12 protein-coding genes are annotated in these 14,527 nt (G+C 36.1%); 7 read left to right on the forward strand and 5 right to left on the reverse strand.

The window, feature by feature from the left end; translation table 11 throughout:
- Window positions 1-69: 69 nt before the first annotated feature.
- The 5 genes from AMQ68_RS19360 to AMQ68_RS19380 all read right to left on the reverse strand — a co-directional run bounded on the left by AMQ68_RS19360 (window position 70) and on the right by AMQ68_RS19380 (window position 8,378).
- Window positions 70-1,041, reverse strand: coding sequence for a glycoside hydrolase family 130 protein (locus AMQ68_RS19360; protein WP_054512245.1), 972 nt, complete (start codon window positions 1,039-1,041; stop codon window positions 70-72).
- A 31-nt stretch (window positions 1,042-1,072) separates the two neighbouring features.
- Window positions 1,073-2,374, reverse strand: a complete 1,302-nt coding sequence (locus AMQ68_RS19365; RefSeq protein ID WP_054512246.1) for an MFS transporter — start codon at window positions 2,372-2,374, stop codon at window positions 1,073-1,075.
- Window positions 2,375-2,532: 158 nt separating this feature from the next.
- On the reverse strand, window positions 2,533-4,158 hold the full coding sequence (locus tag AMQ68_RS19370) for a SusD/RagB family nutrient-binding outer membrane lipoprotein (RefSeq protein WP_054512247.1): 1,626 nt from the start codon (window positions 4,156-4,158) through the stop codon (window positions 2,533-2,535).
- Window positions 4,159-4,175: 17 nt separating this feature from the next.
- Window positions 4,176-7,136: a SusC/RagA family TonB-linked outer membrane protein gene (locus AMQ68_RS19375; RefSeq protein ID WP_082384230.1), complete on the reverse strand. Its 2,961-nt coding sequence runs from the start codon at window positions 7,134-7,136 to the stop codon at window positions 4,176-4,178.
- 363 nt (window positions 7,137-7,499) lie between these two features.
- The gene (locus AMQ68_RS19380) at window positions 7,500-8,378 is read right to left on the reverse strand and encodes an AraC family transcriptional regulator (RefSeq protein WP_054512248.1); all 879 of its coding nucleotides are present in this window, start codon (window positions 8,376-8,378) and stop codon (window positions 7,500-7,502) included.
- 188 nt (window positions 8,379-8,566) lie between these two features.
- Between AMQ68_RS19380 and AMQ68_RS19385 the strand changes: the two genes are divergently transcribed.
- From AMQ68_RS19385 to AMQ68_RS19415, 7 genes are all read left to right on the forward strand, one after another.
- Window positions 8,567-9,439, forward strand: coding sequence for an AraC family transcriptional regulator (locus tag AMQ68_RS19385; protein WP_054512249.1), 873 nt, complete (start codon window positions 8,567-8,569; stop codon window positions 9,437-9,439).
- A gap of 89 nt (window positions 9,440-9,528) precedes the next feature.
- On the forward strand, window positions 9,529-9,945 hold the full coding sequence (locus AMQ68_RS19390) for an OsmC family protein (RefSeq protein WP_054512868.1): 417 nt from the start codon (window positions 9,529-9,531) through the stop codon (window positions 9,943-9,945).
- Between the two features lie 428 nt (window positions 9,946-10,373).
- On the forward strand, window positions 10,374-10,979 hold the full coding sequence (locus AMQ68_RS19395) for a TetR/AcrR family transcriptional regulator (RefSeq protein ID WP_054512250.1): 606 nt from the start codon (window positions 10,374-10,376) through the stop codon (window positions 10,977-10,979).
- 10 nt (window positions 10,980-10,989) lie between these two features.
- Window positions 10,990-12,258: an acetyl-CoA C-acetyltransferase gene (locus AMQ68_RS19400; protein WP_054512251.1), complete on the forward strand. Its 1,269-nt coding sequence runs from the start codon at window positions 10,990-10,992 to the stop codon at window positions 12,256-12,258.
- 8 nt (window positions 12,259-12,266) lie between these two features.
- Complete coding sequence (locus tag AMQ68_RS19405; protein ID WP_054512252.1) at window positions 12,267-12,692, forward strand: PaaI family thioesterase; 426 nt, start codon at window positions 12,267-12,269, stop codon at window positions 12,690-12,692.
- A 1-nt stretch (window position 12,693) separates the two neighbouring features.
- Window positions 12,694-13,935: a beta-ketoacyl-ACP synthase II gene (gene fabF, locus AMQ68_RS19410; protein WP_054512253.1), complete on the forward strand. Its 1,242-nt coding sequence runs from the start codon at window positions 12,694-12,696 to the stop codon at window positions 13,933-13,935.
- Between the two features lie 23 nt (window positions 13,936-13,958).
- The gene (locus AMQ68_RS19415; protein ID WP_054512254.1) at window positions 13,959-14,513 is read left to right on the forward strand and encodes a helix-turn-helix domain-containing protein; all 555 of its coding nucleotides are present in this window, start codon (window positions 13,959-13,961) and stop codon (window positions 14,511-14,513) included.
- Window positions 14,514-14,527: the final 14 nt, after the last annotated feature.

Raw genomic sequence — 14,527 nt, forward strand, 5'->3', positions numbered from 1 at the left:
CCAAAACAAAGATCTTTACTCGAAAAAAAATAAGTTGATCTACATATTCCGTAAAAAATTCTAACTGACTTAGATTGAGTTCTTTTTCATAAAATCAATTATTTCTGAAATATATCCGAAGGCAATAGCCACCACCGTATCGGCAGCGCCATAATACACGGAAACTTTATCTCCTTCTGTTAATGCAGCACAAGGAAAAACTACATTCGGCACATCTCCTGTTAACTCATACGATTCTGCAGGAGCCAATAAATATGGCTTCGTTCTATACAGTACTTTGGTAGGATCTTCAAGATCCAGCAATGCTGCTCCCATTGAATATCGGAAACCTCTGCAGGTATTAATTACACCATGATAGAAAAGCAGCCATCCTTCTTCTGTTTTAATAGGAACCGGGCCACCACCAATCTTGGTACATTGCCATGCACTATCTTCAAAAGGCGTTACTTTCATTACGCAACGGTGTTCTCCCCAATATTTCATATCAGGACTGTAGCTGATGTAAATATCTCCAAAAGGAGTGTGCCCATTATCACTTGGACGGCTCAACATTGCATATTTACCATTGATTTTTTCAGGGAAAAGCACTCCATTTCTGTTGAATGGCAGAAAAGCATTTTCACACTGGAAAAACTCTTTAAAATCGAAAGTATAGCCAATTCCGATGGTAGGTCCATTATATCCATTACACCAGGTAATCCAATAACGGTCTTCTATAAAAGTGACACGAGGATCATATTTGTAGTCGGATTCTATCATTTCAGTATTGCCTGCCTTCATTTCAATAGGATCATGATTGATCTCCCAATTGATTCCATCTTTACTGAAACCAGCAAAAATATTCATCTGCACGGCTTTGTTATCACATCTGAATACGCCTGCAAATCCGTCCTCAAAAGAAGTTACGGCACTATTGAATATACTGTTCGACGTTGGTATTGCATATCTGTTAATGATCGGGTTTTCGGAGAACCTCCACATAATATCATTGCTATCTTCCGGGCGATCCTGCCAAGGGATCATTACTGATTGAGCTGTCATAAAGTATTTTTTACTTTTTATTTAATTTTGTTTATTGATTGATCTCTTGTTCTTTTTGATTTTCCAAATAGGGGAACGGAACAAATAATGTCACTAAAAATGCCGGAATCGTAGCTACTAAAACCCAGATGAAAAACATTTTATATCCTATACAGTCGCTGATCATCCCGCTGAACATTCCCGGAATCATCACCCCAAGATTCATAATACCGGTGGCAAATGCATAATGGGCTGTTTTATGTTTTCCGGGCGCTATCTGTTGCATCATATAAAGCATAAGCCCTACAAACCCAAACCCATAACCAAAGTATTCTACCACAACAGCAATACCTACCGGTAAAAGATCAACCGGCTGATAGTAAGCTAATAAAGCATATACAATGAATGGAATATTGAAAGCGCAACACAGCCAGATTAACGATTTTTTTAGTCCACGGGCTGAAATAAAATATCCCGCCAGCACAGATCCTAAAATAAATGCGGCTGAACCATACGTCCCATAAATAAGTCCTATTTCTGAGGTAGATAATCCTAATCCTCCTGAAGATCTTGGCGCTTTAAAAAATAAAGGCGCAATTTTGATGGCAAAACCTTCCGCAAAACGATATAGGATAATGAACAAGATAGACCATATAATTTTTCGTTTTGTAAAGAAAGAGGTAATAACTTCCAACAATTCTTTACGGACATTTCTAGCTGATTTTTCTTCTTTTGGTACTTCTCTCTCTTCTTTTGGCAAGATGAAATAATGATAAACAGCGAGCGCAAAAAATAACAATGCATAAATCCCCATAATAAGCATCCATGCATGGGTAACGCCTTTTGTTTTTTCTAAAACTCCGGCGAAATATACCAATGCTCCACTGCTGATAATCTTTGCCAAATTGTAGAAGGCACCCTGCCAGCCAATATATTTTGCCTGTTCTTTGTTGGTAAGGAAACCAATATACGTTCCATCTGCTACCACATCATGTGTTGCTCCACAAAATGCAACAACTGCAAAAAGTGCAATGCTGTATTTAAAAAAATCGGGTAACTGAAGACTTAAAGCAACGAGTGCAAATAGAATTCCTATGGCAAACTGGGTAAATACAACAAAGAATTTTTTAGTTTTATAAATCTCCAGAAAAGGACTCCACAATGGTTTTAATGTCCATGAGAACATGATAAGCGCCGTCCAGAAAGTAATTTTGGAATCTGAAATCCCCATATCCTTATACATAATTCCGGATACGGCATTAATGGTTACAAAGGGCATTCCCATTGCAAAATATAAGGTCGAGATCCAGAGGATAGGGTTTACCAGACGGTTTCCTGAGTTGTTTTTTATCATGCTTAAAACTAAAATACTAAATGAAAAGAGACATCTTACTATTTCATCCCGGCTAAAATGAAACTATATAAAGAGGTTAACCTCTCCAACCGAAATGAAAGTATCAAATAAAAACCTGATTCCTAAGATGCCTCTATATTTTGAGTGATTTTGATTAATTATTTCTTATCCCACCATAGCTTAGTTGCTCCGGTATCTGGTCCGCTAAGCGTTTGTAAAGCCTGTTGATAATTATAAAGTGATGTTTTAGTCTCGATAGTGAAAGGAATTCTTCGGATCATAGCATCCGTACTGATCAATCCGCCACTATCATTTTTTCTTATTTTGAAGAGAATAGGATATCCTGTTCTTCTCTGTTCTGCCCAAGCTTCGGGTCCGTTAGGATAAAGACACAACCATTTCTGGGTAATAATTCTTTCTAATTTTCTTTCGTTTGTATCTGTATTATTCCAACCAATGGTAATTGTACTTAACTGAGGGTTTCCAGCAGCTACATTATTGTCTGCATTTTTTGGATCAACATAAGCTTTTTCCGTATAAGTGGTATTGGCAAGATAAACATCAACGTCAGCACTCTTTCCCCATTCACCGAAAGATTGGCGAACTCCGTTTTCATAATTGGTTTGAATATCTCCTGCTCCTGCATACCCTCTTAGAGCGGCCTCAGCTTTCAGGAAATAGGTTTCTGCTGCGGTAAATAATTTCATTTTACCATCAGTTCCAGAAAAATAATCTCCGTTTGCCGATTTGGCCTGTGGTTGTGAAAATCCACCATAGGTTGCTTTACCATTTAACAAATCAATTCCCTGACGTATTCCTATATATTGCCCATGAACACTGCTGTCCGTTGCCGGAAGAGCATACGCAGAAAGTCTTGAATCTTTATATCCGTTCATAAAAGCCATTAAAGGGGCACCTATGAAACAGTCTCTATCCCCTTCGATGATTGTACTCAATTCTGACCTTCCTACACTAATTAATGCGTTATCTGCATTATCAGTAATCAATCCTGCGGACGACGCAAGAGCTTCCTCAGCATATTGTCTAGATTTCACAGGGTCAGCGTAGCTCATTCTCATGGCTAATCTCAGCTTAAGAGAATTGGCAAATTTTGCCCACTTTACCATATCTCCACCATATACCAAATCAGCATTTTTTAGTGAAGATTTATCTTCTACATTTTGTGTAGCCGATGTAGCAATTATTTTCTGTAAATCATTAATCGCTACAGTAAGATCAGCAATAAAATAATTGTAGGCATCTTGTTGAGAGTCAAAATCTGTAGTTCCGTTAGGATTTGGCTTTTCATATTTACTGTATACCACGGGCCCATGATTGTCTGAAACTCTTGCTGCTGTAATAACTTTCAGAATTTTTTTAACGGCAAATGTTCCCGTAAAATCTACTCCTTCATAGATTACTTTCGCAGCATTATCAATAATGATAGAATAATTGAAAATATCCTGCTGTCTGGCAACAATTTTATTATTCCAGTCATCCACCATAGAATAGGTAAGATTATTTACCCCACTATTGAATGGAGTTGCAGTACTGAACATTCCAGAGTACATATCTGCACTCAAATTAGGATATCGTTGATAATCTGCCTGCAACCCACGTTGCATAGATTTCATAGGATCAACAACAGCAATAAAATCTGCATAAAAATTTTCAGGTCCGCCTAGTTTTTCCTGATTATATTGGTCAAAGTCATTAGTACATCCTGAGATCGAAAACAGCACTACAGTACCGAATACCAATGTTTTAATAGTATTGATTTTCATTTTCTTAATTGTAAAAGTTAGAAGTTAGCTTTTAATGATAATCCGATAGATCGGTTAACCGGTAGTCCGAATGCGTCTACCCCAACCCCACCAGGTGTATTTCCAGATACTTGTTCAGGGTCAAACGGTGCTTTTTTATAGAAGAAAAATAAATTGGTTCCCACTAAACTTACCGTTGCATTTCTCATGTATTTTGACTTGATATCAAAAGTATATGAAATAGAAGCCTGACGTAATCTTACCGTTGTAGCGCTGTACATATAAGCCTCGTCAATTCCTTTTCCATATCCTTCGGTAGTCCCTACTTTTTGATAGTAATCTTTCGGATCTGTTAAACCGGTATAAGCCTGTCCTGCATTTGGAGTTCCTGGTGCATATACCGCATTTGGAATAGATACACCTCCGGCATCTCTTGCATCAGCAGAAGCTTTACTTACCCCATACAAATCATTTGCTTTCTCAGTAAGAGAAAGAACCTGACCTCCAAATTTACCATCAATAAGGAAAGAGATTCCTAATTTGCCAATATTAAAAGTATTATTAAATCCTAAAATAAATTTAGGGTTCGGGTTACCCAAATAAGAAGGAGTATCTTCTGCTAATGGAATCCCTTTTTCATTCACCAAAATACGTCCCTGGTCATCTCTTTTAAATTTAATTCCGTAAAGATCTCCGAAAGATCCTCCCAGTTTAAGCTTTGTATACTCTCCCCCTCCAGTCAATGAGAAAAGTTGTTCTTCTGAAATACTCAACCTTGATGGGAATAGCTCAACGATCTTGTTCTTATTCACAGATCCATTCAATGCCGTAGTCCAACCAAATTTTTCTGTATTGAAAATTTTATAAGATAAAGAAGACTCGAAACCTATATTTTGTATTTTTCCTGCATTAATGTAATAAGATCCTGTAGGAATACCTCCTAAATTGGAAGCAATTTTGGTTTCCAACAACTGGTTACTCGTATTGGAATTATAATAGGTAATATCAAAACTTAATTTATTCTTCAACATCCTTAGCTCTGTCCCCGCTTCAAAAGTTTTATTAAGTTCGGGTTTTGGAAACAATTCATTAAAATTAGGATCTGTAATGAAAGAGCTTTTAGGATATACAATCGTTCCTGCATCTACTCCGTAAGAATATCCTTTGTTGTATTCAACCATTGAATTTGAAATATTCGCAGGCAATCCCAATCCAACAGTTGCGTATGATCCTCTTATTTTCCAGAAATTAATTGTTTCCGGAAGTTTGAATATAGAAGATAATATAGCATTGGCACCTACAGATTCATAATCAAATCCGGTTCTTCCGGTTAGCGCTAAGCTAGAATCCCAATCATTTCTGAAGGTCATGTCTACATAGAACATATTTTTGTATCCAACAGATGCACTTGCAAAAACCGACTGCACCTGTCTTTTCATATTGGTATAGATGTAATGATATCCATCTCCAGGTGATCTGTTTGTACTCCATTGAAGGTTATTCAGAGTAAAAAGATTAGGAGCAGCCAGATAAGCATTATCAATCTGTGTAATCTTATTTCGTGACGTATTGATACTTCCCCCTACTGTAAAATCTAAAGAGATATCCTCACTTAGCTTTGGGCTACCGATAAGTAAAACATCGCCATAAGTAGAAGAGTTTTCGTATACATTTTTAAGAATTCTTCCATTTTTACCTCCAGCTAGTAAACTATTCGCTGAGAAAGCAGCAATATCACGCTGACTGTCTGATATATTCCAGCTATAATTCCCTCTCACTCTTGCAGACAACCATGGATTGATCTGATAAGACAGCGCAAGTGCTCCATAGGCATTTTTATTGCTAACAGTAACCGGATTTCTGTTTAAGATCCAATAAGGATTCTGCGTTGCAGGATTTCCTTTAAAGCTTCCTTCCGGAGTAATTTCCCACCAGTTCTGAGCTGGTAAATATCTGGTTTTATCTATATAGGAATAATTATCGGGTCCATATTGATCAAAGTCTACTCCTCTTGGTAACCAGTACAAACTTGTTAAGGGCGAAAATGATGCTCCTGGAGTCTGTCTGTTTTTACTTTCCTGCAGTGAACCAATGAAGTTGGCATCTAATGTCAACTTATCATCCATGAACTTGCTGGAGTTTCTGAAAGAGACATTATACTGATCAAAATATGACATAGGAACGACTCCTTTATTGGTGGTATTCCCAACAGAAAAATAATTGGTAGATTTTTCATTCCCAGACTGGAAAGAAAGACTGTTTACCCACGTAGTTCCTGTTTGCAGAAAATCTTTAAGATAATCTTTAGATGCTCCTTTTGCACCCCAGCTCTGTACAGATTCTCCAGGCTGCTGTCCTGAAACAGATGGGTCATAAGACAAATAACTGTGCTGCAACTTTGGAAGGCTATACGCTCTATCTGCTGTGAGGCTGGTGCTGTAAGTAATAGTACTTTTACCTGCACGTCCTTTTTTTGTAGTAATCAAAATAGCTCCGTTTCCTCCGGCAGAACCATACAATGCAGAAGCAGAAGCTCCTTTCAGGAAGTTCATGCTTTCAATATCATCCGGGTTAATTGAGCTCAGTACATCTCCGGGATCCGGCATATTGGAGTATTGTCCGATATCTGCAGACTTCCCTGTACCATTCACAATAGGAATTCCATCGATTACATACAGTGGCTGAGTGTTGGATACCGATTTGTTTCCTCTCATAATCACCCTTACGGAACTTCCTACCCCGTTCGTTCTGTTGACCTGTACATTGGAAACTTTTCCGTTGATAGAATTTAAAAGATTGGGAGTTTTTACCGCAGTCAGTTCATCTCCGCCAATCTGCTGGCTAGAATACGTCAGCGAGCGGGCTTGTTTTTTTATCCCCAAAGAAGTGACAACAACCTCCTGAATATCGGTTGTCTTGGTGGTGTCGGCTGTTTTCCTCTCCTGAGCATTTGAATAAAAGGAAAGAACTAATAGAACCGGTATAACTGCTTTTCTCATAAGGCTTAGATTAGTTAGATTTAATTGAGAATCAATCACATTACTTTAGCATTCGATACAAAAATTTCTTATTTTTTTAGCAATATTTTGCTCTTTATGCATCAGATAATTTAAAGTTTTCTTAAGATTTAATTCACATTAGCAAATCTAAATTTTGTTACCAGTCAGATATAATACTATTTTGTCATAAAATGATATTATTATTTCATGCTTGTTTTTAAAACAATCATACCAAACTAATTTACAAATAGATACAATGCATTTTAAGGGATTAAACCCAAGGCATTTATTTCACTTTTTAACAAAAAAATCCAGATCTTGAAATCCGGATTTTCTAAAAATTATTTTATGAAGTAAGCCTTTTTATTCAATTTTTTTGACTCCTTTAAACTGTTCTCTAAACTCTGTAGGTGTTGTTTTCTTGATGGATTTAAAGACTTTATTAAAATTAGCAATATTATTAAATCCGGCTTCAAAAGCGATTTCAAAAACCGTTAGATTTTTTTCCATAAGCCATCGGGCGGCATAGCTTATTCTTACTTCGTTAAGATAATTTACAAACGTTTTACTAATCCTTTTTTTGATAAATCTATTGAAAGTAACATTGCTCATATTCACAAGTGAGGCAACATCATCCAGTGTTATTTTATTTTCAAAATTTTTGTGTACAAAATCATGAACAATTTTCATTTTGTCATTATCAGCAAAAGTCTCCAAATCAATACTATAAGATGATAAAAATATTTTATCTTCTGCAACCGCCAGCTCATTAAGGATTTTCATGATTTCAATAAAAGATTCAAAACTGCTCATTTTAGAGAGATTGAGAAAAGAATCTTTTAGTTTTTCAGCTGTTTCTGTTGAAAATAAAATCCCTCTGATGGATTCTTTTATCAGTTTATTAATCGGTTTCAACACATTTTTTTCCATCAAAGATTGATTGAAAAAATCCTGATTGAATTGCACTGTTATCTCATTGGTTTTCCTATTCTTACATTTATGATTAGCCCAACAATGAGGCAGATTTGGCCCCACAATAACCAGCTCTATATCTCCAATTTCCCCTGTATGATCTCCAATCATTCTACGGTATCCTTTTCCTTTGTAAACAAAATTTATTTCAATCTCAGGATGGTAGTGATATGGGAAATCAAATGATGCTTTAATACGGTCAAACACAAGAAAGCTATCTTCGGGAGATAGTGGAGTTATTTCTCTCAGAATATTTTCTAATTCGCTCATATAGCAGTTTTGGAAAAAGGGTTAACAGTACAAATCTTTGTAAAAATGCTAAAATAATATCAATCTAGGGATGTATTCTTTTGTTTTTTTTAAAAGAATCTTTTCCATCCTTTTTAGGTTCAATAGTTTTCAATAATTTAATGTATTGAAATCATGCTTTTTTGTATCTTTAAACTTAAAGTAAATCTATGGGATTACAAGATCTGGTTTTTGAAGACAATTATAAAAAATTCGGACTCATTCTATTTTCTAATGAAAATCTTGAAACCATCAACAAAATAAAATCTCAACCCTATATAAAAATACTTTTAGTTCCTGCAGGCTATGAACTGACCGTAGATTTCAATCATTACAAAACAGAAGCTCCTACTCTATTTTTTCTTACCTATCAATATTTTGACATTAAAAATGGAAACGCTGAAGCGGCTTCACTTCTTTATTACAACAGAGATTTTTATTGCATCCAAATTCATGATAAGGAAGTAGCCTGTGACGGTTTGCTTTTCCATAATATCTTTGAAATCCCGAAAGTTGATCTTGATGATTCTGAATCAATGATTATTAAAAACTTATTTCAAAACATCCAGGAAGAGCTGGAATGGAAAGAATCTTCCAGCGAAGAAATGATACGAACCTATTTAAAACAGGTCATTATCCGCGCCACCAGAAAATGGAAAAAACAAAATCTGGATAATGACACTGTAAAAATTCTGAGTAATGAATTGGATGTGTTCAGAGATTTCAGCAGACATCTGGAAATCCATTTCAGAGAGAAACACAATGTTGCCGATTATGCAGAATTACTTCACCTAGCTCCGAAAACATTAACGCATAAATTTAAAAGCTTACATCTGGATTCGCCCAATCAGTTTATCATCAATCGAATCTTACTGGAAGCTAAAAGACTGTTATTCTACACTGACAAACCTGTTAAAGAAATTGCTTACGATCTAGGCTATGAAGATCCTGCTTATTTCAACCGACTCTTCACCAATAAAATTGGAAACACTCCCGTTAATTTCAAGAAAAACTACACCTCGGGAAAAAAGTACAATATTTAGGTCTTTTTATCTATTTATTTTACTCAACAACCACTATATCTTTGTATCATCAAAAACAAACAACATTAAATAACAAAAAACAAAACATTATGAAACGTAACGCAACAGCCGTTTGGAACGGTAACATCAAAGAAGGAAAAGGACATTTAACCACTCAAAGTACAACGTTGAATGAAACTCAATATTCTTTCAACAGCCGTTTTGCTGACGGAGTGGGAACAAACCCTGAAGAATTATTGGCAGCAGCTCACGCAGGATGCTTTACTATGAAATTAAGCGCCGAACTTTCTCAGGCTGGTTTTACTCCGGAAGAATTGGTTACAAAATCAGTAATCACCCTTGATCCAACCCTTGGAAAAATTACAAAATCTGAACTGACTTTAACCGCAAAAGTTCCGGGACTTTCAGAAGAAGAGTTTCAAAAATTCGCTAAAATTGCTGAAGAAGGATGCCCTGTAAGCGCAGCTTTCAATTTTGAAATTACTTTGACTGCTACTTTGGCTTAACAATTATCTATAAAAAGATATTTTTGTCATCCTCTGTATGCATTCGTAAAGTATTTTTAACGCAAAGATTCATTTTTAATTCTGATTATTTAAGATAGCAAAGAATTGAATCAATATAATTGATTCTTAAGAAGCATCCTTCATCAGAGACTTTGTCGTATTTCTTTGCTTCCTAAAAATAATATTTTTTTTATATTAAAACTTTGCGTTTAAAAATGAATTTTAGTGTTATACTCATTATCATTCTATGAGGAATCTAAAGAAGTATATAGAAAAAACTAAGTTGAGATTCCTCCGGATGACAAATTAGGTGAATAGATCATAAATAATTAAATCTGAGCTTATCCAACAGTTCAGATTTATTTTTAAAACAAAATATACCGCTTGGTATATTTTCGTATCTTTGCAGTATAATTTCATTACAGGAAATGTCAAAAGCAGAAAAGACAAAACAATTTATTATTGAAAAAACAGCCTCTTTATTTAACACAAAGGGCTATACTTCTACGTCGCTTTCCGACATAACAGAAGCTACAGGATTAACGAAAGGAAGCATCTATGGAAACTTTGAAAATAAAGACGAAGTAGCTCTTGAGGTCTACAAATACAACTCGAGCTTACTGGCCAAAAGCATGGCAAGATCTTTAGGTGATGAATTCCCAACCACAATTGATAAACTTAATGCCTTTGTGAATTTCTACCGAAAAAGCTGGAAAATGGTTTTTGAAAGTGGTGGATGCCCATTAATGAATGCTGCTACTGAAGCTGATGATACTTTTCCCGCTTTACAAAAACAGGTTTCTTTATCCTTCGAAATTTGGATTAAAAAAATTGTATCTGTTATTGTGCAGGGACAGCAAAAGAAAGAGATCCATCAGCATATCAATGCCGAAGAATACGGAGCGCTCTTTATCATGATCGTTGAAGGAGGTATTTTACTTTCCAAAACAACAGATGATGAAAAATACCTCAACCTTGCTTTAGATCGGATTTTATTAATGATTGACAAAGAACTAAAACTCCTTCCATCATAAAATTGACGCTATGGAAACAAAAAAAGTAGCAATCGTAGGATACAACAGGATTCCTTTTGCCAGAATGAATACCGCTTATGCAGATGCAGACAATCAAAGTTTATTGATTTCTGCGTTGAATGGGCTTATTGATCGTTATCATTTAAAAGGAAAACTTTTAGGTGAAGTGGCAGGCGGGGCTGTCATTAAACATATTTCTGAAAGCAACCTCATCAGAGAAACGGTGATGAATACCTCACTCGATCCTGCAACTCCTGCGTGTGATTTGCAACAGGCTTGTGATACAGGAATTGAAGCAGCTATTTACATCGGAAATAAAATTGCCTTAGGCCAAATCGAAAGTGGAATTGCCTGCGGCGTTGAAGCCATGAGCAACATCCCGTTTGAATCTTCGCCAAGATTAAGAAAAGCATTGTTAAAAGCCAACAAAGAAAAATCTGCTTTTGGAAAACTAAAACACTTATTAAGTCCAACACTGAAAGACTGGATGCCGATTCCCTACAAAGGACAAGAACCCAAAACAGGTTTGGTAATGGGCGGACACACAGAAATTACCGCAAAACATTATCAGATTTCCCGTGAGGATCAGGATGAATTGGCTTTTAAAAGTCATCAAAATATGGCGAAAGCGTATGATGAAGGCTTTTTTGATGATATGATCACCCCCGCTTTTGGTTTAGATAAAGACAATAATCTTCGTCGTGATACAAGTTTGGAGAAATTAGCTTCATTAAAACCCGCTTTCGATAAACAAAACGGAACGTTGACAGCCGGAAATTCAACTCCATTTACCGATGGAGCTTCTGCCGTTTTATTGGCAAGTGAAGATTGGGCAAAAGCCAATAATCTTCCCATCTTAGCTTATATCACATTCTCAGAAGTGGCAGGAATTGAATATGTTGAAAATAAACAAAACCTACTACTGGCTCCCGTTTTTGCAGCAGACAGAATGCTTAAAAAAGCAGGAATGAACTTGGAAGACTTTGATTATTATGAAATTCACGAGGCTTTTGCTGCTCAGGTTTTAGCTACCATTAAAATCTGGGAGAATGATGATTTGGCAAAGCAATTCGGATTAGAAAAAGCATTAGGAAAAATCGACAGAACCAAATTAAACGTAAAAGGCGGAAGTCTTGCTTCAGCCCATCCTTTTGCTGCAACCGGCGGAAGAATCATTGGTACATTGGCAAAATTACTGAATGAAAAAGGAAGCGGGAAAGGATTTATTTCCATTTGCGCCGCCCGCGGACAAGGGGTAACGATGATCTTAGAAAAATAAAACTGAAAATGGACAGATTAGAACAATTAAAACAATTCATCGGAAAAGAATTTACCCAATCTCCTTCTCCTTTTATGAAATGGCTCAACCCCATTGTAGTTTCTGTAGAAGAAGGACATTTGGAGTTTCAATATAAAGTAAGGCCAGAATGGCTAAATCCGATAGGAAATCTTCATGGCGGAGTGACCGCAGCTATTGTTGATGACATCATTGGAGCGACAATGTTCTCCCTAAATGAAAATTCTTTCATCACAACCATCAATAATGTCATAGATTATTTTTCAACTGCAAAAGAAAATGATAATATTGTAGCCGAAACGAAAATCATTAAAAGAGGTAAGCAATTTGTAAACGCTCAATGCGAAATATGGAACGCAGATAAGACGCGTTTAATTGCAAGGGGAACCTCTAATTTATTTAAAATCAGTAACTAATATGAAAAGAGTTGTCATTACAGGACTAGGTGCAGTTACACCTTTGGGAAATAATGTCGAAGATTTTTGGCAAAACAGTATTAATGGTGTCAGTGGGGCCAACTTAATTACCCATTTCGATACCGCAAAATTTAAGGTGCATGTAGCTTGTGAGGTTAAAAATTTTGATCCAAAAGCACATTTAACCCATCAGGAAATCAAAAGAAGTGATCTATTTTCACAATATGCAATGTATTCTAGTGCGGAAGCTCTTAAAGATTCAGGGCTTGAGCTGGAAAATATGGATCCGTTTGATACCGGTGTTATCTGGGGAACAGGACAAGGTGGAATGTGGACTTTCGAAAGTGAAGTGATGGAATTTACAAAAGGAGACGGAACGCCAAGGTTTAATCCGTTCTTCGTTCCAAAATTCATTGCCAACATGGCATCAGGAATGATTTCCATGAAGTTTGGTCTTCAGGGTATTAATTACACCACGATTTCAGCTTGTGCTACAGGGAATACAGCGATCATGGATGCTTTTAATTATATCAGATTAGGAAAAGCGAAAGTAATTGTAAGTGGTGGATCCGAAGCAGCTATTACACCGGCTTCTGTAGGAGGTTTTTCTATTATGAAAGCCATGTCTACAAGAAATGATGATTTTGCAACAGCAAGTCGTCCTTATGACGCCAACAGAGATGGTTTTGTAATGGGTGAAGGTGCAGGTGCATTAATTCTTGAAGAATATGAGCACGCTAAAGCAAGAGGGGCAAAAATTTACGCAGAATTAGTTGGTGCAGCGATGACCGCAGATGCTTATCACATGACAGCACCTCATCCAGATGGTGTTGGAGCTATTAAAGCAATGCAATTAGCACTAAATGAAGCGGGAGCAAACATCGAGGATATCGACTATCTTAATCCTCACGCCACTTCTACTCCAATGGGAGATTTGGTTGAATTAAAAGGAATTAATAAATTATTCAAAGGAAGTAAAAACCTTGATATCAGTGCTACCAAATCAATGACTGGTCATTTGTTGGGAGCAGCTGGAGCAGCAGAAGCTATTCTTTCTATAAAAGCAATTGAGCAAGGAATTATTCCACCAACGATTAATCTTCATAACATTGATGAGAATATCCCGAAAGACGTAAATATCGTTTTTGGTGAAGCTAAAGAAAAAGATATTACGTTTGCTTTAAGTAATGCTTTCGGTTTCGGAGGGCATAATGCCACTTTGGTTTTCAAGAAGTTTAGCTAATTTCGGAATACATATACAGCAACATGTCCAAATTAAAAGAAATAAGAGAGCAAAAAAATCTTACTCAAGAAGAGTTAGCTGAAAGCTCTGGCATTTCTGTTAGGACCATACAACGGATAGAAGCAGGAACTCAACCAAAAGGTCATACCCTTCGTGTGTTGGCAAAAGCTTTAGAAACAAAAGAAAGTGAGTTTCAAAAAGTAGAAATTGAGAATGAAAACCTGGAAATTAAAGAACAGCCGATTTTAATCGATTATTCATTAATAAAAATAATCAATCTTTCTTCTATCCCTTGTATATTGCTTCCCCCGCTCAATATTTTACTCCCGCTTATTCTTATGTTTAAGCTAAAGCAGAAAAACAATTTAGCAAAACAAATAATTTCTATTCAGATACTTTGGACTGTTTTAGCTCCTATTACCTTTATGCTGGGTATCTTTTTAAAACCCGGTCCTGCATTGACGCTTATCATTATGATATTGATTATCCTGTCAAACGTATTCATCATTCTTCGAAATGCAGCTGAAATAGACAAACACAAAAAGCTTTTTTACAAGCTGAATTTCAACATGATATAATCGTGTCAGATTAT

Origin of the sequence: Chryseobacterium sp. ERMR1:04 (assembly GCF_001297705.1) — a bacterium.
GTDB lineage: Bacteria > Bacteroidota > Bacteroidia > Flavobacteriales > Weeksellaceae > Chryseobacterium.

Coding starts and splice junctions, on each gene's coding strand:
- AMQ68_RS19360 (WP_054512245.1), bottom strand. CDS start 1,041: ATGACAGCTCAATCAGTAATGATCCCTTGGCAGGATCGCCCGGAAGAT.
- AMQ68_RS19365 (WP_054512246.1), bottom strand. CDS start 2,374: ATGATAAAAAACAACTCAGGAAACCGTCTGGTAAACCCTATCCTCTGG.
- AMQ68_RS19370 (WP_054512247.1), bottom strand. CDS start 4,158: ATGAAAATCAATACTATTAAAACATTGGTATTCGGTACTGTAGTGCTG.
- AMQ68_RS19375 (WP_082384230.1), bottom strand. CDS start 7,136: ATGAGAAAAGCAGTTATACCGGTTCTATTAGTTCTTTCCTTTTATTCA.
- AMQ68_RS19380 (WP_054512248.1), bottom strand. CDS start 8,378: ATGAGCGAATTAGAAAATATTCTGAGAGAAATAACTCCACTATCTCCC.
- AMQ68_RS19385 (WP_054512249.1), top strand. CDS start 8,567: ATGGGATTACAAGATCTGGTTTTTGAAGACAATTATAAAAAATTCGGA.
- AMQ68_RS19390 (WP_054512868.1), top strand. CDS start 9,529: ATGAAACGTAACGCAACAGCCGTTTGGAACGGTAACATCAAAGAAGGA.
- AMQ68_RS19395 (WP_054512250.1), top strand. CDS start 10,374: ATGTCAAAAGCAGAAAAGACAAAACAATTTATTATTGAAAAAACAGCC.
- AMQ68_RS19400 (WP_054512251.1), top strand. CDS start 10,990: ATGGAAACAAAAAAAGTAGCAATCGTAGGATACAACAGGATTCCTTTT.
- AMQ68_RS19405 (WP_054512252.1), top strand. CDS start 12,267: ATGGACAGATTAGAACAATTAAAACAATTCATCGGAAAAGAATTTACC.
- fabF (WP_054512253.1), top strand. CDS start 12,694: ATGAAAAGAGTTGTCATTACAGGACTAGGTGCAGTTACACCTTTGGGA.
- AMQ68_RS19415 (WP_054512254.1), top strand. CDS start 13,959: ATGTCCAAATTAAAAGAAATAAGAGAGCAAAAAAATCTTACTCAAGAA.